Raw genomic sequence first — 23014 nt, 5'->3', positions numbered from 1 at the left:
GTGCGGACCTCACCGGCGCTTTCCGCCGCGTCCCCGGGCGTCGCGCCCCTTCTGGCCGCCGCCGCGACCCGGCTTCCCCCCGCCGGAACGCCCGCGCGCCGACGCGCCGCGCCCTCCCCCGCGACCGACCTGTCCACGGGTTCCACCGCGGCCCGCGCCACGGGGAGCCTCCGGCTCCGCGGCGGCCGCCTCGGCACGACGGCCGCGCGAGCTGTTGACCGTGCGGCCTCGCACGATGCCGACCATCTCCTCGACCAGCTCGTCGTCCCGGTCCGCGACCCACGCGAGCGCGACCGGGGCGGTCGGCGCGTCGTCGAGGCGCCGGTACGTCACGTCCTTGCGGTGGTGCAGGCGCGCGAGCGACTGCGGCACGACCGCCACCCCCACGTTCGCCGCGACGAGCACGACGGCGTCGCCCGTCGTCGCCGGACGCTCGACGGCCGGCGTGCCCGGGGGCTCCGGGGCGTCGTCCGCGGCGCCGGGCTCGCCCGCCCACGGCACGACGTCGTCGAGCGGTCGCAGCAGCACGTCGTCGGCGAGGTCGGCGAGGGCGACGGGCTCGTCGGGCTCGATCGCGGCGAGCAGGTGGTCGCGCGAGACGAGCACGACCGGCGCCTCGTCGTAGAGCCGGATCGCGCTGAGGACGTCGCGGTCGACCGGCAGACGGAGGATCGCGGCGTCCGCCTCGTCGTCGCGCAGCGCGCGCTCGGCATCGCGCGCCTTGACGGCGACGAGGTCGAGCGGCACGTCGGCGAGGCGCTCGCGCCACGTGCGCACCCACTTCGCCGGCGTCGCGCCCGGCACGTACGCGAGGCGGAACCGCCGCACCGCACCGCCGTCGCCGGGGGTCGCGCCGTTCGTCACCTCGGGGGCCGTGCCCGCGTCGTCGTCCACCCGACCAGCCTAGGCGCGCCGCCGATGCCCGACCGGCCGACTACCCTGGAGCCCATGACCCCCAAGCAGTCCGCGCAGACCATGAAGCCCGCCACCGCGGCGAAGAAGCTCGGGGTGTACCTGCCCGCCACGCCGCCGGAGTTCCAGGAGGGCACGATCACGCGGGCCCAGCTCGAGGAGCTCGAGAAGAACCCGCCGGAGTGGCTCGCCGACCTGCGCCGCAACGGCCCCCACCCTCGCCCCGTCGTCGCGGGTCGCCTGGGCGTCTCCATCTCCGGCCTCACGCGCGGCGGCCTCACGGAGCCGCTGACGACGGAGGAGATCGACGCCCTGCGCCAGGACCCGCCGGCGTGGCTCGCGACCGAGCGCGAGGTGCAGAAGAAGGTCCGCGCCGAGGAGGAGCGGCTCGCCGCCGCCCGCGCCAAGAAGGGCTGAGCCCTCAGCCCTCGCCGGACCCTGACCGGGCGGCGGCCCGGTCCGTGTGGCCGAGCGCGAGGTCCGGCGCGACGGCGTCCCGCACGCGCCGCTTGAGGTCCGGGATCTCGGGGAACCCGCCGTCGGCCTTGCGGTCCCAGAGGAGCACGGGTCCGTCGCCGGCGTCGAGCGTGACGCGGAAGACGCCGTCCGTCCCCGGCACCAGGGCGACCTCGCCGAGCCGCGTGCGGAAGGTCTGCAGCAGCTCCTGAGCGACCCACGCGGCCCGCAGGAGCCACCGGCACTGCGTGCAGTACTCCACCGCGACGCGTGCGGTCCCGCGCGGCGGGTCGGCGGTGGGAGCCTCGGGTCCGGGGAGCCCGGCGTCGTCCGTCATGGCGCCCAGCCTACGGTCGCGCGGCCCGCCTCAGGCGTCCCGCTCGGCGGGCAGGCGGCCGCTCGCGACGGCGGCCTCGAGCGCGGCGTAGTCGCTCTCGACGACGTCCGCGTACGCGCGCGACCAGCGCGCGATGGCGTCGTCGAACGCGTCGGAGCGGCCGAGGTACCCGGAGGCCACCCGCGTGCCGGGCGACTGGCTGTGCGCACGGGCGAGCACGCGCCCGCACAGCTCGCCGTACCGCACGAACTGGTTGGCAGAGAGCCGGTCGAGCTCGACCGACCCCTTCATGTCGCGGAACTGCCGCCAGAAGAAGTCGACGCGCGGGCGGCCCGTGCGCGCGGGCGCCTCGACCGTGATCCAGCCCAGGAACGGGTCCGACTGCGCCTGGAGGATCCGCTGGGCGGCCACGACCCGGCGGCCCTGGGCGGGCACCTTCCCGGCCGGCACCAGGCCCGACGGCAGCGCGTCGACCATCCCCCCGTAGGTCGCGAGGACGGAGGTCGTCGCCTCCTTCACCTGGAGGACGAGCGGCTCGCCCGCCGGCCCCTCGAGCAGCACGATGTAGCAGCGGGTCCCCACGCTGCCCACGCCGACGACCCGCAGCACGTAGTCGACGACCGTGAACTGGCTCAGCAGCAGGCGGACGTCGGCGCGCAGCGGCTCGCGGTACGCCTCGAACAGCGCGGTCAGCTCGTCGAGGGTCGCCGTCGTGACGTGCTGGGTGACGGGCGGCTGGTCGACGATTCGCGTCCGCCCGTCCTCGGTCTGCCCGGTGATCTTCTGGACCACCTGCTCCGACGTGCGTCGACGCGCCTTCTTCAGGGTGCGCTGCAGCTCCTGCCGCCCCTCCTTGAGCAGCAGCGGCTCGATGAGGTCGGTGTCGATCTGGAACGAGAAGCGGTCGAGGGCGCTGCGCGCGAACGCCTCGGCGAGCGTCTCGCGGTAGCCCCGCACCGCGCTGCGCGCCGCGTCGGCGCAGTCCGCCTCGGACAGCCCCTTGTCGCGCCCGCCGACGTACATGCTCGCGGCGAGCCGCTTGACGTCCCACTCCCACGGCGCGTCCGACGCCTCGTCGAAGTCGTTGAGGTCGAACAGGACCCGGCGCTCGGGCGACGCGAACAGGCCGAAGTTGGAGACGTGCGCGTCGCCGCACGCCACGACGTGCACACCGGTACGCGGGCCGTCGCGCAGGTCATGGGCCATCGTGGCCGCCGTGCCGCGGTAGAACGCGAACGGCGACTCCAGCATCCGCCCGATCCGGAGCGGGACGAGGTCCTGCAGCCGGTCGCGGTTCTGCTCCTCGATGACGGCGACCGGGTCGCGCTCGGGGAGCAGGAGCGCCCCCTGCGTGCGGCGCGGCACCCGGTCGCGCAGGGCGCGGCCCGCGGCGCGGGACTCGGCCAGGGTTCGCGGGACGTCCACGGGTGCCTCCTCGCTGTCCGGGAACCGCACAGTAGCGCGCGCCGCACGGCACGGCGACAGGACGACGACCCCGAGCCGCAGCGCGACGGCGCGACCGCGGCGGCGCGGCGGCGCGGGCCGGGGCGGGATGCTCGCACCGTCGGGGAGACTGGTCCGGTGACGACCTCGCCGCCCGACCTCGCCGCGCTGCTCGCGCGCCTGCGCACCGACGACACCGGCCCGGCCCGCGAGGACGCGCCGGTCGCCGTCGACCCCGTGGACCGCCTGCTGCTCGACCTCCTGGTCGAGGACGCGCCGTGGCTGACGAGCGCCGGCCGGGAGTCGGTGGCGGTCGTCGACGACCGGTACGGGGCCCTCACGCTGGGGGCCGCGCTGCTCGCCGCGCCGTCGACCGCCACGGGGCCGACGCCGGGCCGCGGGCGGGTGCGCGTCCACCAGGACGCGTGCACCGCGGAGGCGGCCCTCGACGCGAACGCGACCGCGGTGGGCATGGAGGGGGCGGTCGTGCACCGCGCCCTGGGCCCCGACCTGCTGTCCGGGGCGCGCGTCGTGCTGCTGCGCCTCCCCCGCAGCCTCGCGGCGCTCCGCGACGTCGCGGAGCACGTCGCGCGCGAGGCCCGCCCGGACGTGGTGCTGCTGGCGGGCGGACGCGTCAAGCACATGACCCGCGCGATGAACGACGTCCTCGCCGAGTCGTTCGTCGACGTGCGGGCGAGCCTCGCGCGCGGGAAGTCGCGCGCGCTCGTCGCGTCGTCCCCGCGCCCCGCGCGCGGCGGGTTCACCTCTCCCGTGACGGCCGAGCTGCCCGACCTCGGGCTGCGGGTCGTCGCGTTCGGGGCGGCCTTCGCGGGGGCCGGCCTCGACCTCGGGACGCGGTTCCTGCTCGAGCAGCTCGACGCCGCGGGCCCGGACGGACGGGCGCCCGGCGGGACGGGTCCGCGCGACGTCGTCGACCTCGGCTGCGGGACGGGCGTGCTCGCCACGTGGGCGGCGCGGCGCTGGCCGGGGGCGCACGTCGTCGCGGCGGACCGCTCCGACGCGGCGGTGCGGTCGGCGGCGCTCACGGCGCGCGAGAACGGGGTCGGCGACCGCGTGCGCACGGTGCGCGACGACGCCGGCGCGACGCTCGCCGAGGCGAGCGCCGACGTCGTGCTGCTCAACCCGCCGTTCCACGACGGCGCCGCCCTGCGCACCGACGCGGCGCACCGCATGTTCGCGACGGCGGGGCGGGTCCTGCGGCCGGGCGGGGAGCTGTGGTGCGTGTGGAACTCGCACCTGCGCTACCGGCCGGCGCTGGAGCGCACGGTCGGGCCGACCACCCAGGTCGCGCGCGGCCCGCGCTTCACCGTGACCTGCTCGACGCGCCGCTGAGTGCGGGGTGTTCGTCGTCGGGACGGCTCCGCGGCGACGAACACCCCGCACTCAGCAGGGAGGTGTCACTGGACGTCGACGACGTCCACGACGAAGACGAGCGTGTCCGTGCCCGCGATGCCGGCCTGCGGCACGCCGCGCTGGCCGTAGCCGTGCTCCGGCGGGATCGAGAGCAGCACGCGCGAGCCGACGTTCTGGCCGACGAGGCCCTTGTCCCAGCCGCCGATCACGGCGCCGACGCCGATCGGGAACGCGATCGTGTCGCCGCGGTCGTAGGAGTTGTCGAACACGTGCCCGCCCCACGTCTGGCCGAGGTAGTGCACGACGATGTTGCGCCCCGACGTGACGGCCGGGCCGTCGCCCTCGCTGAGCACGACGACCTGCAGACCGCTGGGCGCGTCCGTCTCCGGGAAGGTCAGCGTCGGCTTGTCGCCGAACGATCCGGAGGCGGTGGGAAGGGTGGGCTGGTCGGTCACGAGGGTGCCTCTCGTCGGGTGCAGGAAGCCCGCGCGGACGCGGGTCTCCCCACCCTACGCGGGGTCGCCCCGGCGCGACGGGGACGACCACGGCCCGCGCCCTTGCCATCGCTGGCTAATGGCATTAGCCTCAGGGCTATGAATACGAGCCAGCGACCAGCCGTGCACCACCTCGCCCGGGCCGAGGGGCGTCTCGCCTACACCGACGAGGGCACCGGCCCCCTCGTCGTCGCGTCGCCCGGCATGGGCGACCTGCGCGCCACCTACGACGACGTCGCCCCGCACCTCGTGGCTGCGGGCTACCGCGTGGTCGTCGTGGACCTGCGCGGCCACGGCGACAGCGACACGACGTTCTCGACCCACGGCGACGAGGCGACCGCGTCCGACTACGTCGCGCTCGTCGAGCACCTGGACGCCGGGCCTGCGGTGCTGCTCGGGAGCTCGATGGCGGCATCCGCGGCGGTGATCGCCGCGGCCGAGCGCCCCGACCTCGTGCGCGGGCTCGTCCTGCTCGACGGGTTCCTGCACGAGCCGTCCTCGCCCGCGAAGCTCCGTGCGATGCGCGTCCTCTACCGCCTCGCGCTCGCCCGCCCGTGGGGGGCCGCGTTCTGGGCGTCGTTCTACGGGTCGCTGAACAAGGGCCGCACGCCCGCGCGCCTCGCGGCGCACCAGGCCGCGATCCGCGCCAACCTCGCCGAGCCCGGACGCCTGCGCTCCTTCCGCGACCTGGCCCTCCAGCTCGACCACCGTGTCGTCGAGCCGCGCGTCGCGCAGGTCTGGGCGTCCGCGCTCGCGATCTTCGGCGCGCTCGACCCCGACTACGCCGACCCGGCGGCCGAGGCCGCATGGGCGCAGGAGTCGCTCGGCGCGACCACCCTCGTCCTCCCCGAGGTGGGCCACTACCCCCAGCTCCAGGCGCCCGAGGAGGTCGTCGCCGCGACGCTCGCGTTCCTCGCGGACCTGCCGGACGACGCCGCGCGCCCGGGCGCGCGCCGCGGAGGGTCGCAGGGGCCGGAGGGCACCCGTGGCTAGGGCGGGGCTCTCCCACGCGGCGGTCGTGCGGATCGCCGTCGACCTCGTCGACGCGGGCGGCCCGACCGGGTTCGCCGACCTCACGCTCGCGAAGGTCGCCGCCCAGGCGGGCGTCGCGACGCCGAGCCTCTACAAGCACGTCGGGTCGCTCGCGGCCCTGCGGCGCGAGGTCGCCGTGGTGTCCGTCGAGGACTACACGCGCGCCCTCACCGACGCCACCGTCGGCCTCGCCGGGCCCGACGCCGTCGCGGCCCTCGCGCACGCGACCCGCCGCTACGCGCGCGCCCACCCGGGCCGGTACGCCGCGGTCCAGGTCGCGCCCGACCCGGACGACCCCGCCGACGCCACGCTCTCCGCGGCGGCCGGCCGCAGCGTCCAGGTCGTCGCCGCCGTGCTGCGCGGCTTCGACCTCCCCGAGGAGCGCACGGTCGACGCGATCCGGTCCGTGCGCGCGAGCCTGCACGGGTTCGTCGCGCTCGAGCTCGGCGGCGGCTACCGGCTGCCCGACGACCTCGACCGCAGCTTCGACCTCCACGTCCGCTCGGTGCTCGCCGGCCTCGAGTCGCTCTCCCGAGGCTCCTGACGCCCCGCGCCGCAGACCGGCCCCGGCGAAGACCCCCATCCGTCCCGCGCAACCACCCCGGAGGCTCCCGTGAGCTCGACCACCACCACCGCGCCCGGCACGACCACGCCGTCGGCCTCGACCCGCACCCGACGCCTGACCGCCGCCGCGCTCGTCGCGGCGGGCGCCGGGTTCGTCCTGTTCCCCGTGCTGCGGCCGTGGCCGGACGAGGCGCGCCCGACGGCCGGGCTCGCCGCTGCGTTCGCGTCCGACCGGTGGGTCGTCGCGCACCTGTGCGGCATCCTCGCGATCGGGCTGCTCGCGCCCGCTCTCCTGGGGCTGCGCTCGGCCCTCGCCCCGGGCGCTCCGCGCCGCACGACCGCCCTGCTCGCGTCCGCGACCGGGCTGGCGTGGGCGGGAGGATTCCTCGCCGCGCTCTTCTTCGGCGCGGAGATGTTCGGCATCCAGGCGGTCGCCCGCGCCGCGACCGCCACGAGCGACCCCGCCGCGTCCGGGTTCCTCGCCGTCGTGACGGACCTGCGCACGGGACCGCTCGCGGTCACGCTCTTCGGTGCGGGGCTGCTCCTCCTGGCGGCGGGCGGCGCGCTGACCGCCGTCGCGCTCCGGCGCGTCGCGCGCTGGTGGCTCACCCTGCCGTTCGCCCTCGGCCTCGTCCTGCTGCTGCCGCAGTTCTGGGGCGGGCCGGGGCTGCGGGTCGCGCACGGCGTCCTGCTCGGCGCCGGGTGCGCTCTCCTCGCCATCGTGGCGCTCCGCGAACCACGCCCCTGACCGCTCCCGAGAACGACCCCGATCGCTGCCGAGCACGACATGGGCGTCGTTCTCCCACGGATAACGACACCCATGTCGTGTTCGGCCGGCGCCGGGGAGCGTCAGCGGGCGGCGACGAAGCCCAGGAGGTCGTGCCGGGTGAGGACGCCTACCGGGTCGCCGTCCTCCACCACGAGGAGCGCGTCGGCGTCGTGCAGCGCGGCGCGCACCGCCTCGACGCCCTCCCCCGCGCCGATGAGCGGGAAGCGGGGCTCCATGTGCTGGTCGACGCGGTCGGCGAGCGACGCGCGGCCGGAGAACACGGCGTCGAGCAGCTCCCGCTCGCTCACCGACCCCGCGACCTCGCCGCTCTTCACCGGCGGCTCGGCGCCCACGACGGGCATCTGCGACACCCCGTACTCGCGCAGGATCTCGATGGCGTCGCGGACCGTCTCGCTCGGGTGCGTGTGCACGAGGTCGGGCAGGCGGCCGTCCTTGGCGCGCAGCACGTCGCCTGCGGTCACACCCTCCTCGTCGGGCAGGAACCCGTAGGACCGCATCCACGCGTCGTTGAAGATCTTCGAGAGGTAGCCGCGCCCGCTGTCCGGCAGCAGGACGACGATGACGGCCCGCGCCGCCGCCTCCGGGTCCTCCTCCTCGAGCCGGCGCGCGAGCCGCAGCGTCGCCTCGACCGCCATGCCGCACGACCCGCCCACGAGCAGGCCCTCCTCGCGCGCGAGGCGCCGCGTCATCGCGAACGAGTCGGCGTCCGACACGGCGATGACCTCGTCGGGGACCGACGGGTCGTACGCGGCCGGCCAGAAGTCCTCGCCCACGCCCTCGACGAGGTACGGCCGCCCGTCGCCCCCGGAGTACACCGAGCCCGCCGGGTCGGCGCCCACGACGCGCACGCGACCGCCGTCGGCCTCCGCGCGGTCCGCCGAGACGTCCTTGAGGTAGCGCCCGGTGCCCGTGATGGTGCCGCCCGTGCCGACGCCCGCGACGAAGTGGGTCACGCGGCCGTCGGTGTCCGCCCAGACCTCGGGGCCGGTGGACTCGTAGTGCGACGCCGGGCCGTTCGGGTTCGCGTACTGGTTCGGCTTCCACGCGCCCGGGATCTCGCGGACCAGCCGGTCGGAGACCGAGTAGTAGGAGTCCGGGTGGTCGGGCGCGACGGCGGTCGGCGTCACGACGACGCGCGCGCCGTACGCGCGCAGCACGTCGCGCTTGTCCTGGCTCACCTTGTCGGGGCACACGAACACGCAGTCGTACCCCTTGCGCTGCGCGACGAGCGCGAGGCCGACGCCCGTGTTGCCGGACGTGGGCTCGACGATCGTGCCGCCCGGGGCCAGCTCGCCCGACGCCTCCGCGGCCTCGACCATCTTCAGCGCGATGCGGTCCTTCACCGAGCCGCCGGGGTTCACGTACTCGACCTTGGCGAGGATCGTCGCGCTGAGGCCTTCGGTGACACGGGACAGCCGGACGAGCGGGGTACCGCCGACGAGCTCGGACACGTGCTCTGCGTATCTCATGCCCCGATCATCCCCGATCCGCGCGGTACGCGTACGTCGTGCGGCCCTCCGGCAGCACGACGGCGGGAATTTCCGTACGGTGTACAGCGTTGAGCCCTCCGACCGCCCCGACCGAGAGGTGACCTGTGCCCGAGACGACCACCGCCGCCCCGCAGCCGACCGCCCCCGCGACGACGCTCCCCGACCTGCCCGACATCGTCGCCCAGGCCGAGCGCCTCGTCGCGCTCGGCGTCCATGAGATCGCCGGCCTGACGCCCGACGCGTTCCGCACCGCCGCGGCCGGTCTCGCTGCCACCGCACCCGCCGGGGCGCTGCTCGTCGTCGACCGGAGGCTCGCGCCGCCGTCGGCCCTCGCACCCCTGCTGCGGCTCCCGGCGCGCGACGGCGAGAAGGAGGGCTTCGTCGTCGTCGACATGACGGACGTCGACCGGTTCGCGCCGATCGACGGCGTCGAGGTCCCCGACGGCCCGCTCTACCTCGTGGCCGGTCCGGACCGCGGCGACGACCTGGCGAACTGGTCGCCGGACGAGGCGCTGCCCGAGCTCACGGCCCGCGGGCGCACGCCCATGCTGCTGCACGAGGGCATCCACTGGGCGCTCCAGGCCCCGAGCGTCCTCACGCGCAACCTCTGCTACATGACCATCGGGTCGCGCCTGCGCAAGCCCGACGGCCGCCTCGACGCCCGCACCCCGGCGCTGTGGATCTCGAACGGCACGGGCCGCGACGGTCGCGAGCGCCGCGGCGCCCCGAAGGTCGGCTGGTGCTGGGCGGGCAACCGCCACACCTGGCTCGGCTTCGCCTCGACGACGGGCCGCCTCCCCGCCTGACGCAGCCTGCGCGTGTGGGGCTCAGCCGAAGAAGCCCAGGAGGGCGACGAGGACCACGACGACGCCGAGCACGACGACGAGGAGCGGCCGGTCGGACGCCTCGCGCGCGGTGAGGCGGCCCAGCCCGGCCCCGATCGCGGCCGTGACACCGACGACGGCCGCCGCGCCCGCGACCAGCGCTCCCCCGCCGCTCGCGCCGGCGTCGGCGAGCTGCCGCGCGAGGCCGCCGGCGAGCAGCGACCCCCACAGCGCGCCCGCGACGAGGCCGAGCGCGGCGAACACCAGCGCGGCCCGGCGCTCGGACGCGTCGCGCGTGATCCGGGTGCCGAGCCAGGCCACCGCGGCGCCCGCGGTCGGGACGCTGAGCAGGATGAGGAGCGCCGCGAACGCGAGCCACGCGGGCGGGGCGCCGGAGACGACCATGTAGAGGACCTGGACGCCGAGCATCGCCGCCGCGGCGACGACGAGGCCGGCGAGAAAGACCGGCACCCGCGGCGGGAGGTCCGCCGCGGGTGCCGGTTCACGGGTGCTGCGCGCCACCGTCAGTCGCTGCTCTGCAGGATCGCGAAGAGGCGCAGGAACTCGAGGTAGAGCCAGATCAGCGTGACGAGCAGGCCGAACGCCGCCGACCACGCGAACTTGGCGGGCACGCCGCCCTCGACGCCGCGCTTGATCGAGTCGAAGTCGACGATGAGCGACGCGGCGGCCAGGCCGACGCCAAGGAGGCTGGCGATGATGCCCCAGCCGCTGTACAGGCCCCAGCCGCCCAGGACGCCCGTCATGATGAGGACGACGTTCACCAGCGAGAAGACCAGGTAGCCGACCATCGCGATGAGCAGCCAGCGCATGAACTTCGGCGTGACGCGCACGCGGCCGGACTTGAACAGGAACAGGGCGGCGGCGAACGTCGCGACCGTGGCCACGACGGCCGACGGCACGACGCCGTTCCACGCCGTCTCGTAGAAGCGGCTGATGCCGCCGAGGAACAGGCCCTGCGCGACCGTGTACAGCACGATGAGCGCGGGGCTCGGGTTCCGCTTGAACGAGTTCACCAGGCCGAGCACGAGGCCGACGACCGCACCGACGATCCACAGCGCCGGCATCTGCGGCGTGACCATCCACGAGCCCGCACCGACCACGACGAGGAGGGCGAGCAGACCGCCCGTCTTCATGATGACGTCGTCGTAGGTCAGGCGCTTGGTGTCCGCGGTCGTCGCCGACGGCGCGTTGTACATCGCGTCGAGCGACGCGGCGTCGGCGGTCTGGGCGCCGTACGCGCCCCACTGCGCACCCTGCTGCGGCGGCGTGCCGTAGGCGGGGCCCTGGCCCTGCGGGGGCGGGCTCCCGTAGGCGGGTCCGGCCTGCGTGGCCGCCCCACCGCGCTGGTTCTTCGGATCCCCGAAGACCGCGCTGTTGTTGAAGACGGGGTTGCTCATGAGCTCCTCCTGGTCGCGGCGTCCACTACCTCTCAGCGGGCCTCGTCATCGGCGTCTCGCCTCGAGTCGGGTGTCGCTGGCCTGTGTTCATCCTAGGGAACGTGCGAGCCGTGGCCACTGTTCCCGCCGGTTTCTCACCGGCTTTCGCCCCTGCGAGCGCGAAGTCCCGACCAGCGGACCATCCCGCGCGGCGTGACGTACGCCGCGCGGCGTACGTCGCCCGGCCCACGCCCCGGGCAAGATACGTCGCACGGGGGCTGTCCGACGTCGTCCACGTCCCTAGGCTCGTGACGTACCTCGCGGTGAGGCCCCCGGTCGGACCCGGTGCGACCCCCGCCCGCGAGCACCAGAACCATCCCGGACGAACGACCCTCGGAGGGGCGAAGTCATGATCGAAGCACGCGGCCTGACCAAGCGGTACGGGCCCAAGACCGCGGTGGACGGCATCTCGTTCACCGTGCGTCCCGGGACCGTCACCGGCTTCCTCGGCCCCAACGGCGCCGGCAAGTCCACGACCATGCGCATGATCATGGGTCTGGACCGCCCGACCGCGGGGCACGTCACCGTCAACGGGCGCCCGTACGCGCAGCACCGCTCCCCCCTCACCGAGGTGGGCGCGCTGCTCGACGCCAAGGCCGTCCACACCGGGCGCACCGCCTACAACCACCTCCTCGCGATGGCCGCGACGCACGGCATCCCCACCAAGCGCGTGGACGAGGTCATCGACATGACCGGCCTGCAGTCGGTCGCGAAGAAGCGCGTCGGCGGCTTCTCGCTCGGCATGGGCCAGCGCCTGGGCATCGCGTCCGCGCTGCTCGGCGACCCCAAGACGCTCATCCTCGACGAGCCGGTCAACGGGCTCGACCCCGAGGGCGTCCTGTGGGTGCGCAACCTCGCCCGGTACCTCGCGTCGGAGGGCCGCACGGTCTTCCTGTCGAGCCACCTCATGAGCGAGGTCGCCCTCACGGCGGACCACATCATCGTCATCGGCAAGGGCCGCATCATCGCGGACGCCCCGGTGAGCGACATCGTCAACGGCACCCAGCAGCGCACGGTCCGCGTCCGCACGCCGCACGCCACGCAGCTCGCCGAGATCCTCACGAGCGACGGCGCGACCGTCACGAGCGACGAGCCGAGCCTGCTCGTGGTCACCGGCGCGGACGCGCCCGGGATCGGCGAGCTCGCCGCCGCGAAGGGCTTCGTCCTGCACGAGCTCACGCCCGTCACGTCGACGCTCGAGGACGCCTACATGGCCCTCACGGCCGACTCCGTCGAGTACCAGACCGAGTCCGCGCAGATCCACATCGGCCACGGCGCGGCGGGTGCGCCCGCGGACGCACCGGCCCCCACCGACTCCCTCGAAGGAGCGCAGCGATGAGCGCCACGACCCTCGCCCCGGGCGCCACCAGCCCGACGGCGTCCCGCACGTCCCCCTACCGCCTCACCTTCGGCCACGTGCTGCGCTCGGAGTGGATTAAGTTCCGCTCGCTGCGCTCCACGTGGTGGACGCTCGGCATCACCGTCGCGGTCATGGTGGGCTTCTCCCTCATGTTCGCGGCCGTCATGACCTCGATGGACTCCGCGGGCGTCTCGCCCGAGGAGGCGGGGATGGGCTCGACCGACGGCGTCGGCGTCATGGTGATCACGGTCGGCTACTCGTTCGCCCAGCTCGCCGTCGCGGTGCTCGGCGCGCTCACCGTCACGGGTGAGTACTCCACGGGCATGATCCGCTCCACGCTCTCCGCCGTCCCGCGCCGCACCCCCGCGCTCGCGGCGAAGATGATCGTCGTGGGCATCGTCACGGCCGTCTCGACCGTCGTCGCCGTCGGGCTGTCCTACCTCGTGACCTACCCGATCCTGTCGGGCAAGGACATGACGGTCGACTTCTCGTCCGCCGACGACCAGCGCGCCCTGATCGGCGTCGTGCTGTACCTCACGGCCGTCGCGCTGTTCTCCGTCGCGGTCGGCGTCCTGCTCCGCAGCTCCGCGGGCGCGATCTTCACGCTCGTCGCCGTGTTCTTCGTCCTCTCGATGGTGCTCAACATCGTCATGGGCGTCACGGGGGCCGACTGGGTCCAGACCCTCATGAACTCGCTGCCCGCGTCCGCGGGCGAGCAGGTCGTGCTCGGCGGCGGGATGTCGTCCCCCGACGCGATCGGCCCGTGGCCCGGCTTCGCGGTCCTCGCCGGCTGGACCGCGGCGCTCACCGTCGCCGCGGCGGTCGTGCTCAAGCGCCGGGACGCGTGACCTCCCGGCCCACCACCCCGCCGACGCCGGACGAGCAGCCCGCTCGTCCGGCGTCGGCCGTGGCGCGCCCGGACGCCGTCTCGGCGAGCGCGCCGGGGACGGCGCCCCTGCCGATGCGGCCCGCGCCCGAGCCCTTCACCGAGCTCGACGCGCGGCGCCTCGGCCCGGTGCGCCGCTACTTCGCCCGCCGCCCGGTCGTCATGGACTGGGTCATCGTCGCGGTGTTCGTCGTGCCGGGCGTGCTCTACGCGCTCTTCGCGGAGCAGCCCCGCGGCTCGACCCCGCTGTCGCTCGTCTTCTTCCTCCTCGGCGGGGCGCTCCTGTACTGGCGCCGCCGCCGACCCGTCACCGTCGCGCTCGGCCTCACCGTCCTCGGCGTCCTCGCCATCGCGGTCACCGGCGACACCGCCGGCTTCGAGGTCGCGGCCATGTTCGCGGTCTACGCCGTCGCCGCCTCGCGGCCGTCGCGCATCGCGTGGCCGGTCCTCGCCATCGTCGTCCTGGCCCTGTCCGGCGCGACGCTCCTCTGGTACGACATCGTCACGACCGCCGACGGGGAGATCCTGCGCCAGAGCGTCGAGCCCGGCCGCGCGACCGTCGACCGCGTCGTCGGCATCCTCGTCACGACCATCCTCTGCCTGGTCGCCCTCGCGATCGGCACCAACGTGCGCGCCCGTCGGCAGCACGTGTCCGACCTCGTCGAGCGCGCCAACTCCATCGCGCGCGACCGCGACCAGCAGGCCCAGCTCGCCGCGGCCGCCGAGCGCACGCGCATCGCGCGCGAGATGCACGACGTCGTCGCGCACTCCCTCACGGTGATGGTCGCCCTCGCGGACGGCGCCAAGGCGTCGGGCGCGAAGAACCCCGAGCTCGCGGGCCACGCGCTCGACGAGCTCACCGCGACCGGCCGCGCCGCGCTCGCCGACATGCGGCGCGTGCTCGGCGTCCTGCGCGAGCCCGGCGGCGAGCAGACCGTGCCCCTCGCCCCGGCGCACGAGACGCCCGAGCTCGAGGAGATCGTCGAGCGCTTCCGGACCGCCGGTCTGCCCGTCCGGCTCGTGCGCTCCGGCCCGCAGCCGACGCCCGGGCCGGCGCTGCGCCAGACCGCGCACCGCATCGTCCAGGAGTCCCTGACGAACGTGCTGCGCTACGCGCCGCTGTCCCCCATGGTCCTCGTCGAGGTCTCCCGCCGCGCCGAGCCCGGCGCGGACTGGCTCGAGCTGCGGGTCGTCAACCAGGCGGGGCGCCGGCCCGGCGAGGGCGCGAGCGTCGACGAGCGCGGCCTCCCGCCGTCCGTCGCGGAGCAGCACCCGCCCGGCGTCCCGGTCGGGACGGGCCGCGGCGTCATCGGGATGCGGGAGAGGGCGGCCGTGTACGGCGGTACGGTGTCGGCGGGGCCGAGCGGCACCGGCTGGGAGGTGCGGGCGAGCCTGCGCCTCGACCTCGACCCCGGCCGGGAGATCGGCGCACGCGACGACGGACGGGAACGCACATGACGGACAGCGGCGCACCGACCCGGGTGCTGCTCGTCGACGACCAGGCCCTGCTGCGCATGGGCTTCCGCATGATCCTCGCCGCCGAGGACGACATCGAGGTCGTCGGCGAGGCCGGCGACGGCGTGACCGGGATCGCGCAGGCCGCCGCCCTGCGCCCCGACGTCGTGCTCATGGACGTCCGCATGCCCGGCACCAACGGCATCGAGGCGACCGAGCGCATCGTCGCGGCCCAGCCGGAGTCGCGGGTCATCATCCTCACGACGTTCGACCTCGACGAGTACGCGTTCGCCGCCCTGCGCGCCGGCGCGAGCGGGTTCCTGCTCAAGGACGCCAAGCCGGGCGAGCTCGTCGGGGCGATCCGCGCCGTCGCGAGCGGCGACGCCGCGGTGTCACCGCGCATCACGCGCCGCATGCTCGAGATGTTCTCCGGGCAGCTCCCCCAGGACGGGACGGTCGCTCCCGCGCCGAGCCAGACCGGCCTGCACGACCCCCGCCTCGCCGAGCTCACGGCGCGCGAGCTCGAGGTCTTCGAGGCGCTCGGCGAGGGCCTGACGAACGCCGAGATCGCCGAGCGCTTCGTCCTGTCCGAGGCGACCGTCAAGACCCACGTCGGCCGCGTCCTCGGCAAGCTCGGCCTCCGCGACCGCGTCCAGGCCGTCGTCCTCGCCTACGAGACGGGCGTGGCCCGCCCCTCCTGAGGTCGTCCGCCCGCCGAGGTAGAGGCGTGGTCCGCCCAGGTAGAGCCCTGGTTTCGTGCCCGACGGCGGTCTGGTCACCTTGGGTGGCGGGGTGGGTGGTGGTGCCGCGTCTACCATCCGCCGCTCGTTCCTCGCGGCTCCCGCCAGGCCCGACCACGACGCGGCACCACCACCCACCCCGCCCGGCGTCGTCTCGCCCTGGTCTTGGGCCACCTCGGGCGACCGCCCGCGGTGTCGGTTCGACCGAGGGCCGCCAACCGGCGTCTCCCAGGCGATCTGGCCGTCGGCCGTCGGCCGACGGCCGACGGCGACGCTGCAACGCAGTGCGAGCGGACGTCGTCGAACCAGGCCTCTACCTCGGCGGACCACGGGCCCACCTCGGCGGACCACGGGCCCACCTCGGCGGACCACGGGCCCACCTCGGCGGACCACGGGCCTACCTCGGCGGACCACGGGTCTACGTCGGCGAGCTGGCTCGGGCGAGCTCGGGCCAGGGTGCGGCGACGGCCGAGCGGTGGGGGTGGGCTCGGATGCGAAGGGGCGTCAGAGCGGCGCTCCAAAGACCCACGCCCGACAGTCCAGGGTGACGGCGCCGCAGCCCTGAGCACCGAGCCCACCCCCACCGCGGACCCGACCCCGCGCGCCTGAAACCCGACCTAACCTCTACCTCGGTAGACCAGGGCTCTACCTCGGCGGGCTACGCCTCCGCAACGGGCTGGGCGGCGGCCTTCTCGGACTGCTCGGCCTTGTCGGCCTCGGCCTGGGCAGCGGCCTCCTGCTTGGCGGCCTTCTTCGCCGCGCGCTTCTCGCCGCGGCGCTCGGCGAGCGTGTAGAGCACCGGGACGACGACCAGGGTCAGCAGCGTCGAGCTCAGCAGGCCGCCGATGACGACGAGCGCGAGGGGCTGGGAGATGAACGCCCCGCCGCCGGTGATGCCGATCGCCATCGGGGTGAGCGCGAAGATCGTCGCCGCAGCCGTCATGACGATCGGACGCAGGCGCTTGCGCGCCCCCTCCATGACGGCGTCGTCGAGCGACCGGCCGCGCTCGCGGTACTGGTTGATGAGGTCGATGAGCACGATCGCGTTGGACACCACGATGCCGACGAGCATGAGCAGGCCGATGAGGGCCGGCACGCCGAGCGGCGTCGCGGTGGCGAGCAGCAGGAGCAGCGCGCCCGTCGCGGCGAACGGGATCGACACGAGCAGGATGAACGGCTGCAGGAGGCTGCGGAACGTCGCGACCATGACGAGGTAGACGATGAGGATCGCGACGAGCAGCGCGAGCCCGAGGTCGGCGAACGCGTCGGCCTGGTCGGACGCGACGCCACCGATCTCGACGGTCGCCCCGCCCTCCAGGTCGAGGCTGTCGATCGCGGTCGTGAGCTCGGCGGTGAGCGCGCCGAGGTCCTGGCCGGCGGGCGTGACGGAGATCGTCGCGCTGCGCTCGCCGTCGACCCGGGTGATCGAGGTGGGGACCTCGACCTCCGCGACCTCGGCGACCTGCGTGAGCGGGACGGGTCCTGCCGCGGTGGGCAGCACGACCTGCTCCAGCTCCGCGACCGTCGCCGGGGCCTCGCCCGCGAGGACGCGGACCTGGACCGGACCGTCGCCGAGGTTCACGGTGCCGATCGGCGCGGGAGACATCGTCCCCGCGACCGTCCCGGCGACCTGGGTCTCGGTGAGCCCGACGGCGGCCGCGGCGTCGCGGTCGACGGTCACCTGGACCGTGGACTGCGCGGAGGCGAGGTTGTTGGTCACCTGCGCGGCGCCGTCGGCGTCCTCGGCGAGCTGCTGAACGTCGGCTGCGGCAGCCGTGAGGGTCTCGGTGTCGGGGGCGCGCACGACGAGGTCGACCGTCGAGCTGCCGAACGCGGCGTCCGCACCGGCGACCTCGATGCCCTCGCTCGCGTCTCCGCCCAGACCGGCGACGGCGTCGCGCACGTCCTCCTGGGCGGCGACGGCGTCGGCGTCCGGGTCGAGCGTGACGGCGAACGTCGCCGTCGGGGAGCCCCCGCCGCCGAAGAACGCGGCCTCGGGGCCGCCCGCTGTGCCGACCGTCGTCTGCACGGTCGCGACGCCGTCGACGCCCATGAGCGCCTGCTCCACGTCGCGCGCGGCGGCGTCCTGCGCCTCGAGCGACGTGCCGGGCGCGAACGACTCGGTGACGGTGAGCGTGTCCTGGCCGGTGTCGCCGAGGAAGTTGGTCTCCAGGCGCGGCACGAGCGCGAGCGTCCCGGCGAGGATCGCGACGGACACGCCGAGCGTGATCGCCGGGTGGCGCAGCGCCGCCCGCAGCGTCGGGACGTACCCGCGCTGCCACAGACCGCGGCGCTCCTTGGCCTCCGCCGCGGCGCGCGCCCGCTCGCCCGCGAGGCGCGCGGCCTCCGGGTCCGCCGGGACGGGCGGGGACGTGATGAACCAGTACGCGAGGACCGGGACGATCGTCAGCGCCACGAAGAGCGACGCGAGCATCGCGATGGCGACGGTGAGCGCGAAGGGCCGGAAGAGCTCGCCGACCATGCCGCCCACGAGCGCGATGGGCAGGAAGACGGCGACGGTCGCCACGGTCGAGGCGGTGATCGCGCCCGCGACCTCCTTGACGGCGCCGATGATGGCGCCCACCTTCTCCTCGCCGTACGACAGGTGCCGCTTGATGTTCTCGATGACGACGATCGAGTCGTCGACCACGCGGCCGATCGCGACCGTCATGGCGCCGAGCGTGAGGATGTTCAGCGTGTAGCCCGTGGCGTTCATGACGATGAACGTCACGAACAGCGACAGCGGGATCGACACCGCCGAGACGAGCGTCGAGCGCAGCGAGGCGAGGAACAGCAGGATCACGACGACGGCGAACAGGAGGCCGAGCAGGCCCTCCGTCGCGAGGCCCTCGATGGACTCCTCGATGAACGGCGCCTGGTCGAACACGACGTCGACCCGCACGTCCTGCGCGTCGAGCACGCCGGAGAGGTCGTCGATCGCCTCCTGGACGGCGTGCGACACCTCGACCGTGTTGCCCGCGGGCGTCTTGGTGATCGCGACCGCGAGCGCGTTCTCGCCGTCGAGGCGCGAGTACGACGTCGCGGGCTCGGGGCCCGCGGTCACGGTCGCGACGTCGCCGAGCGCGACGGGCGCGGTGCCGGGCGCCGCGGTCGGGGACACGAGCGGCAGCGCGGCGAGCTCGTCGACGGTCGTGACGGCGGTGCCGACCTGCACGCTGAGGGTCCGGTCGCCCTCGGCGACGGTCCCGGCGGGGATCACGACCCCGTTGTCCTGGAGGATCGTGGAGACCTGCGCCGGGCTGAGCCCGGCGGCGGCGAGCGCGGCCGGGTCGAGGTCGACCGTCACCTGCTGGTCGGCGATGCCGCTCACCGCGACGCTGCGCACGCCCTCGACGTCCTCGAGCGCCGGGACGACGCTCGACGAGACGGTGTCGGCCAGCGCCGCGTCGTCGGCTCCGCCGGACACGGCGAGCTGGATCACGGGCAGGTCGTCCACCGACCCCGTGACGACCTGGGGCTCGACGTCCTCGGGGAGCTGGGACTGCAGGCGCGTGATCGCCGTCTGGAGCTGGGAGGCCGCGGCGTCCATGTCCGTGCCGTAGGCGAACTGCACCGTCGTCACGGACATGCCGGTCGACGACGTCGATGTGACGTCCTCCACGCCCTTGACGGCGCGCGCCGCCGTCTCGACGGGGACGGTCACCTGCTGCTCGACGATCGCCGGGGCCGAGCCCGGGTAGACGCCGACGACGGCGGCGGTCGGGATCTGCAGGCTCGGGATGAGCTCCTGCTTGAGCGACCCCATGCTGATGACGCCGAAGATCGCGATCGCGACCGTGGCGAGCGCGACGAGCGCGCGGTTGGCCAGCGCCAGCCGGGCGAGACGGGACACGGAGCCTCCAAGGGTTCCAGGTCGGGTGGGAGACGACGTCGGCGTCGCGATTTCGTTAGCGTAACGCGAAGCATCTCGGGATGGTTCCCGCTCCCACCGATAGAGTCTGCGCCGTGACCCACCCCGCCGACGACGAGCGCGCGGCGCTGGCGCGGCGCCTCGAGGACGCGCAGCGCCGCCTCGCCGAGCTGCTCCTCGCCCAACGGCTCGAGCCCTTGCTGCGCACGACCCTCACGGTCCCCCAGCTGCGCGCGCTCGCGGTCCTCCAGCTCGACGGCGAGACGAGCTCGCACCGGCTCGCGGAGGTGCTCGGCATCTCCCCGGCGACGCTCTCGGGGATCGTGGACCGGCTGGAGGCGGCGGGGATGGCCGCGCGCCGTCCCGACCCGCAGGACGGTCGGGTGCGGCTGGTCGCCGCGACGCCGCGCGGCGCCGCGGCCGTGCGGCGCATCGCCGCGCAGGAGGACGAGCCGCTCACGGACCTGCTCGCCCGGCTCGACGTCGCGGACCTGCGCGCGCTCACGGTCGGGATCGAGGCCCTCACCCAGGTCGCGGAGACGTCGGCCGCGGACACCCCGACCGACACCTCGACCGCCCCGGAGGACTGAGGGACCCGAGCCGCAGGCCCGGGACTCCCGCCTCGTCGTCGTCGGTGCTCAGACCTCGCCGAGCGCCTCCTCGGGCGTCCCCTCGACGGCACGCGCGCGGCGGTTCCAGCGCGACCACAGCACGCGCTCGCCGAGCTCCCCCGCCATCCGGTGGCCGAACGCCACGAACACGACGACGCCGAGCACCAGGATCCCCGCGCCCAGCCAGAACGGGGCCGTCGCGGAGACCGGGTGCAGCAGGCCCGCGATGACCGGCGCGGGCGCGGCGAAGCCCCAGCGCACGAGGTTGAACGCGCCCGTCGTCACGCGCCGGTCCGGGTCGCCGAGCGCGAGCGACAGGTCGGTCAGGTTCGCGTTCGCGATGCCCATGAAGACGCCCGCCCCCACGAGCACGACGACGGACCACGCCGTCCCGAGGTCGAGCGCCAGCAGGACCAGCGCGACCAGCACGCCCACGATCGCGACGCCGAGCGTCTGGACCGCGCCCACGCGGTGGGCGAGGCGGTGCCCGACGACGAGGATCCCGACCGCGAGCCCCACGCCCCACGCGGTGAAGACGAGGCCCAGCGGCACGACGTCGAGCCCGAGGAAGACGGGCGTGTACCCGAGCACGATGAAGAAGCAGAAGTTGTACGCGGCGGTGACCGCGGCGAGCGCGAGGAAGCCGGGCTTGCGGAAGAGGCGGAACACCTGGCCGAGCCGCAGGGGCGCGGGCTTCTCGGCCGGGTCCTGGAGGCGCGTCACGGACACGAGCAGCGCGACGAGCATGAAGACGCCGCAGACGAAGAACGGGACCCGCCACGAGATGCCGCCCAGCAGGCCGCCGAGCAGCGGGCCGACGGCGAAGCCGAGCCCGACGCACGTCTCGAAGAGCTCGACGACCCACTCGCGGTCGTTGGCGAGCGAGACGAGCAGGACCATCGCGGTCGCGAAGAACATCGCGTTGCCGAGGCCCCACAGCCCGCGCAGCGCGGCGAGCTGGCCGATGCTCGTGCTCAGGGCCGCGAGCACCGCGGCCACGGCGACGAGGCTCACGCCGGTCGCGAGGATCTTCTTGTAGCCGAACCGACCCGTGGCCATGACGGCAGGGATCATGCCGAGCGCCATCACGGCGATGTAGGCCGTGAAGAGGAGCTCGATCTGCCAGGTCGACGCCCCGATCTCCTCCCCGATGACGGGCAGGATCGGGTCGACGACCGCGATGCCGGCGATCGCGAAGAACGCCGTGAGAGCGGTCGCGTAGATGGCGGTGCGGTTCGGTTCGTTGCGCGTGGAGGCCACTGCGTTCGTACTTCCTGGTCGGCGGGAGAGTGCCGCTCGGCCCGAGGGGACTCGGCGGCAGCCTTTATCTGTATCTGACAGGTAAGTATCTGTAGAATACACCTATGACGGTTGCCGAGGGAAACGATCACGGAGCCGGTGCGTCGTCCGGCGGGGCGTCGGCGCGCGACGACGCGACCGCGCACGACGTGCTCGGCGCGATCGAGCTCGAGGTCGCGCAGCTCCTGCGGCGCGCCGAGCGCACCCGCGCGTCGGGGACGCCGGGCACCTCGCGCCGCGGCGGGACGCTCGACCGCTCCGGCTACCTCCTCCTCCACACGCTCGGGACGCACGGCCCCCTGCACGTGAACGCGCTCGCGGAGCGCCTCGGCCTCGACGCGTCGACAGTCACCCGCCAGGTCGTCGCGCTCGAACGGGCCGGTCACGTCCGCCGCGCGCGCGACCCCCGTGACGGCCGCGCGGTCGTCGTCGAGCCGACGAGCGAGGGCCTCGACGAGCTCGCCGCGCACCGGGTCGCGCGGACGGAGCTGTACGCCGACGTGCTGGGCGACTGGTCCCGCCTGGACCGCGCGCTGCTCGCCGAGCTGCTGGGCCGCCTCAACGGCGACCTCGACGCCTACCGCCGGCGGCGCGACACGCCGTGACCACCGCCGTGAGCCCGCACGGAGGGCGCGACCTCACGGCGCCGCGACCTCACGACGCAGGGAGCGCCCAGCGGATCAGCCGCGTGACCGTGGCGCCGGCGGGCCGCGCCCACCACGCCGGCAGGCCGCGCACCCGCGGCATCCCGGCGCGGGCCCACGCGGGCAGCGACTCGCGCGCGGCGACGGCCAGCCCGGCGTAGGCCGGTCGCACCGGCCACGGGAGCGGGGGCTCGACGAGCAGGAACCGCGCGGCGTCGAGCGCGGACGGCGTGAACGAGAGCGCCGGCCGGTACTCCTCGACCGCCGCGTCCAGCTCCCGACGGGTCAGGGGCGCGTCCACGACCCCCAGCGCGCGCCCGACGACGGCGGCCTGGGCGACGTACTCGTCGCACCCCTGCGCGTCGAGCGGGCGTCGACCGAACGACTGGTGCGCGACGAGGAAGCTCTGGGTCTCCGCGACGTGGACCCACCGCAGCAGGTCGGGGTCGCTCGCCCGGTAGCGGCGGCCGTCGGGCGCCCGGCCCCGGACGCGCTCGTGGACCGCGCGGACCGCTGCGACCGCGCGCTCGGCGTCGTCGGCGGTGCCGAACGTCGTCACGGCGATGAAGGTCGACGTGCGCTGGAGGCGCCCCCAGGGGTCGCCCCGGTAACCCGAGTGCGCGGCGACGCCCGCCATGGCCAGCGGGTGCAGGCTCTGGAGGAGCAGGGCGCGCAGCCCTCCGACGAACATCGACGCGTCGCCGTGCACGCGCTGGACCGGCGAGCCCCGGTCGAACCAGCGCGGACCCGGCGTCTCGTGGATGCGCGCCCTCGTGGCGGTCGCGTCCGGGCCCGCGACCCGGAGGAAGATCGCGCGCTCCGTCGCCCCGCGCACCCGCTCCACCACGTGGGCCATGCGACCGATGCTCGCACCTCGCGCCGCCCCTCGCCCCCTCGCGCCTCGCCTCGCAACGCGTCCCAAGAACTCGTTGCAAAGAACCTCTTGCAAAGGTGTCTTTGCGTGGCTACTCTCGT

At 74.9% G+C, this 23014-nt stretch carries 22 protein-coding genes; 12 read left to right on the top strand and 10 right to left on the bottom strand.

Features of this window, described 5'->3' with window-relative positions; genetic code table 11:
* Positions 1-9: 9 nt before the first annotated feature.
* Positions 10-894 carry a LysR substrate-binding domain-containing protein gene (locus ABRQ22_RS03760; protein ID WP_353708634.1) on the bottom strand — a complete coding sequence of 295 codons (885 nt, stop codon included), beginning with the start codon at positions 892-894 and terminating at the stop codon, positions 10-12.
* Positions 895-948: 54 nt separating this feature from the next.
* Here ABRQ22_RS03760 and ABRQ22_RS03755 point away from each other — a divergent pair, with 54 nt between their 5' ends.
* Positions 949-1329: a DUF5997 family protein gene (locus ABRQ22_RS03755; RefSeq protein WP_047232055.1), complete on the top strand. Its 381-nt coding sequence runs from the start codon at positions 949-951 to the stop codon at positions 1327-1329.
* A gap of 4 nt (positions 1330-1333) precedes the next feature.
* On the opposite strand, the gene ABRQ22_RS03750 is transcribed toward ABRQ22_RS03755, so the two are convergent.
* Together ABRQ22_RS03750 and ABRQ22_RS03745 are read right to left on the bottom strand one after the other, a co-directional pair.
* Positions 1334-1705, bottom strand: coding sequence for a SelT/SelW/SelH family protein (locus tag ABRQ22_RS03750; RefSeq protein WP_253053025.1), 372 nt, complete (start codon positions 1703-1705; stop codon positions 1334-1336).
* 30 nt (positions 1706-1735) lie between these two features.
* Positions 1736-3130, bottom strand: coding sequence for a DUF2252 domain-containing protein (locus tag ABRQ22_RS03745; RefSeq protein ID WP_253053023.1), 1395 nt, complete (start codon positions 3128-3130; stop codon positions 1736-1738).
* A 156-nt stretch (positions 3131-3286) separates the two neighbouring features.
* On the opposite strand from ABRQ22_RS03745, the gene ABRQ22_RS03740 reads away from it, so the two are divergent.
* Positions 3287-4501, top strand: coding sequence for a class I SAM-dependent methyltransferase (locus ABRQ22_RS03740; protein WP_353708633.1), 1215 nt, complete (start codon positions 3287-3289; stop codon positions 4499-4501).
* A 65-nt stretch (positions 4502-4566) separates the two neighbouring features.
* Here the strand turns inward: ABRQ22_RS03740 and ABRQ22_RS03735 are convergent, their stop codons facing one another.
* On the bottom strand, positions 4567-4977 hold the full coding sequence (locus ABRQ22_RS03735) for an FKBP-type peptidyl-prolyl cis-trans isomerase (RefSeq protein WP_047232052.1): 411 nt from the start codon (positions 4975-4977) through the stop codon (positions 4567-4569).
* A 138-nt stretch (positions 4978-5115) separates the two neighbouring features.
* On the opposite strand from ABRQ22_RS03735, the gene ABRQ22_RS03730 reads away from it, so the two are divergent.
* The 3 genes from ABRQ22_RS03730 to ABRQ22_RS03720 all read left to right on the top strand — a co-directional run bounded on the left by ABRQ22_RS03730 (position 5116) and on the right by ABRQ22_RS03720 (position 7360).
* Positions 5116-6009, top strand: coding sequence for an alpha/beta hydrolase (locus tag ABRQ22_RS03730; protein WP_353708632.1), 894 nt, complete (start codon positions 5116-5118; stop codon positions 6007-6009).
* On the top strand, positions 6002-6592 hold the full coding sequence (locus ABRQ22_RS03725; RefSeq protein ID WP_353708631.1) for a TetR-like C-terminal domain-containing protein: 591 nt from the start codon (positions 6002-6004) through the stop codon (positions 6590-6592). The genes ABRQ22_RS03730 and ABRQ22_RS03725 overlap by 8 nt, the downstream gene beginning before the upstream one ends.
* A 69-nt stretch (positions 6593-6661) precedes the next feature.
* The gene (locus ABRQ22_RS03720; RefSeq protein WP_353708630.1) at positions 6662-7360 is read left to right on the top strand and encodes a hypothetical protein; all 699 of its coding nucleotides are present in this window, start codon (positions 6662-6664) and stop codon (positions 7358-7360) included.
* A gap of 101 nt (positions 7361-7461) precedes the next feature.
* Here ABRQ22_RS03720 and ABRQ22_RS03715 read toward each other — a convergent pair whose 3' ends face one another.
* Complete coding sequence (locus tag ABRQ22_RS03715; protein WP_353708629.1) at positions 7462-8871, bottom strand: cystathionine beta-synthase; 1410 nt, start codon at positions 8869-8871, stop codon at positions 7462-7464.
* Positions 8872-8996: 125 nt separating this feature from the next.
* On the opposite strand from ABRQ22_RS03715, the gene ABRQ22_RS03710 reads away from it, so the two are divergent.
* Positions 8997-9698: a DUF5701 family protein gene (locus ABRQ22_RS03710; RefSeq protein WP_353708628.1), complete on the top strand. Its 702-nt coding sequence runs from the start codon at positions 8997-8999 to the stop codon at positions 9696-9698.
* Between the two features lie 21 nt (positions 9699-9719).
* Here the strand turns inward: ABRQ22_RS03710 and ABRQ22_RS03705 are convergent, their stop codons facing one another.
* Positions 9720-10238, bottom strand: coding sequence for a hypothetical protein (locus ABRQ22_RS03705; RefSeq protein ID WP_253053009.1), 519 nt, complete (start codon positions 10236-10238; stop codon positions 9720-9722).
* 2 nt (positions 10239-10240) lie between these two features.
* Positions 10241-11134: a Bax inhibitor-1/YccA family protein gene (locus tag ABRQ22_RS03700; protein ID WP_253053007.1), complete on the bottom strand. Its 894-nt coding sequence runs from the start codon at positions 11132-11134 to the stop codon at positions 10241-10243.
* A 388-nt stretch (positions 11135-11522) separates the two neighbouring features.
* On the opposite strand from ABRQ22_RS03700, the gene ABRQ22_RS03695 reads away from it, so the two are divergent.
* Genes ABRQ22_RS03695 through ABRQ22_RS03680 form a run of 4 tightly spaced genes read left to right on the top strand, consistent with a single transcriptional unit; the run spans position 11523 to position 15575 of the window.
* Positions 11523-12512 carry an ABC transporter ATP-binding protein gene (locus tag ABRQ22_RS03695; protein WP_253053005.1) on the top strand — a complete coding sequence of 330 codons (990 nt, stop codon included), beginning with the start codon at positions 11523-11525 and terminating at the stop codon, positions 12510-12512.
* Complete coding sequence (locus ABRQ22_RS03690) at positions 12509-13381, top strand: ABC transporter permease subunit (RefSeq protein WP_253053003.1); 873 nt, start codon at positions 12509-12511, stop codon at positions 13379-13381. The genes ABRQ22_RS03695 and ABRQ22_RS03690 overlap by 4 nt, the downstream gene beginning before the upstream one ends.
* Positions 13378-14877 carry a histidine kinase gene (locus ABRQ22_RS03685; protein WP_353708627.1) on the top strand — a complete coding sequence of 500 codons (1500 nt, stop codon included), beginning with the start codon at positions 13378-13380 and terminating at the stop codon, positions 14875-14877. Before ABRQ22_RS03690 ends, ABRQ22_RS03685 begins: the two co-directional genes overlap by 4 nt.
* Entirely contained in the window at positions 14874-15575 is a 702-nt protein-coding gene (locus ABRQ22_RS03680) for a response regulator transcription factor (RefSeq protein WP_353708626.1), read from the top strand. Before ABRQ22_RS03685 ends, ABRQ22_RS03680 begins: the two co-directional genes overlap by 4 nt.
* Positions 15576-16272: 697 nt before the next feature.
* Here ABRQ22_RS03680 and ABRQ22_RS03675 read toward each other — a convergent pair.
* The gene (locus ABRQ22_RS03675) at positions 16273-19467 is read right to left on the bottom strand and encodes an efflux RND transporter permease subunit (RefSeq protein ID WP_353708625.1); all 3195 of its coding nucleotides are present in this window, start codon (positions 19465-19467) and stop codon (positions 16273-16275) included.
* 113 nt (positions 19468-19580) lie between these two features.
* Here ABRQ22_RS03675 and ABRQ22_RS03670 point away from each other — a divergent pair, with 113 nt between their 5' ends.
* The gene (locus ABRQ22_RS03670; RefSeq protein WP_353708624.1) at positions 19581-20075 is read left to right on the top strand and encodes a MarR family transcriptional regulator; all 495 of its coding nucleotides are present in this window, start codon (positions 19581-19583) and stop codon (positions 20073-20075) included.
* A gap of 48 nt (positions 20076-20123) precedes the next feature.
* Here ABRQ22_RS03670 and ABRQ22_RS03665 read toward each other — a convergent pair whose 3' ends face one another.
* Positions 20124-21356 (bottom strand): MFS transporter, encoded by a 1233-nt coding sequence (locus tag ABRQ22_RS03665; protein ID WP_353708623.1) that lies wholly within the window; start codon positions 21354-21356, stop codon positions 20124-20126.
* A gap of 104 nt (positions 21357-21460) precedes the next feature.
* On the opposite strand from ABRQ22_RS03665, the gene ABRQ22_RS03660 reads away from it, so the two are divergent.
* The gene (locus ABRQ22_RS03660; protein WP_253052991.1) at positions 21461-22000 is read left to right on the top strand and encodes a MarR family transcriptional regulator; all 540 of its coding nucleotides are present in this window, start codon (positions 21461-21463) and stop codon (positions 21998-22000) included.
* Between the two features lie 49 nt (positions 22001-22049).
* On the opposite strand, the gene ABRQ22_RS03655 is transcribed toward ABRQ22_RS03660, so the two are convergent.
* A complete protein-coding gene (locus tag ABRQ22_RS03655) occupies positions 22050-22895 on the bottom strand; it encodes an oxygenase MpaB family protein (RefSeq protein WP_353708622.1) in 846 nt (281 codons plus the stop codon).
* Positions 22896-23014: the final 119 nt, after the last annotated feature.

The organism is Cellulosimicrobium sp. ES-005, assembly GCF_040448685.1.
Classification (GTDB): domain Bacteria; phylum Actinomycetota; class Actinomycetes; order Actinomycetales; family Cellulomonadaceae; genus Cellulosimicrobium; species Cellulosimicrobium cellulans_G.
Note: the sequence above shows the minus strand (reverse complement) of the source record. Positions and strands in the feature narration are given on the sequence as shown.

Coding starts and splice junctions, on each gene's coding strand:
- ABRQ22_RS03755 (WP_047232055.1), top strand. CDS start 949: ATGACCCCCAAGCAGTCCGCGCAGACCATGAAGCCCGCCACCGCGGCG.
- ABRQ22_RS03750 (WP_253053025.1), bottom strand. CDS start 1,705: ATGACGGACGACGCCGGGCTCCCCGGACCCGAGGCTCCCACCGCCGAC.
- ABRQ22_RS03730 (WP_353708632.1), top strand. CDS start 5,116: ATGAATACGAGCCAGCGACCAGCCGTGCACCACCTCGCCCGGGCCGAG.
- ABRQ22_RS03715 (WP_353708629.1), bottom strand. CDS start 8,871: ATGAGATACGCAGAGCACGTGTCCGAGCTCGTCGGCGGTACCCCGCTC.
- ABRQ22_RS03700 (WP_253053007.1), bottom strand. CDS start 11,134: ATGAGCAACCCCGTCTTCAACAACAGCGCGGTCTTCGGGGATCCGAAG.
- ABRQ22_RS03695 (WP_253053005.1), top strand. CDS start 11,523: ATGATCGAAGCACGCGGCCTGACCAAGCGGTACGGGCCCAAGACCGCG.
- ABRQ22_RS03690 (WP_253053003.1), top strand. CDS start 12,509: ATGAGCGCCACGACCCTCGCCCCGGGCGCCACCAGCCCGACGGCGTCC.
- ABRQ22_RS03680 (WP_353708626.1), top strand. CDS start 14,874: ATGACGGACAGCGGCGCACCGACCCGGGTGCTGCTCGTCGACGACCAG.
- ABRQ22_RS03660 (WP_253052991.1), top strand. CDS start 21,461: ATGACGGTTGCCGAGGGAAACGATCACGGAGCCGGTGCGTCGTCCGGC.
- ABRQ22_RS03655 (WP_353708622.1), bottom strand. CDS start 22,895: ATGGCCCACGTGGTGGAGCGGGTGCGCGGGGCGACGGAGCGCGCGATC.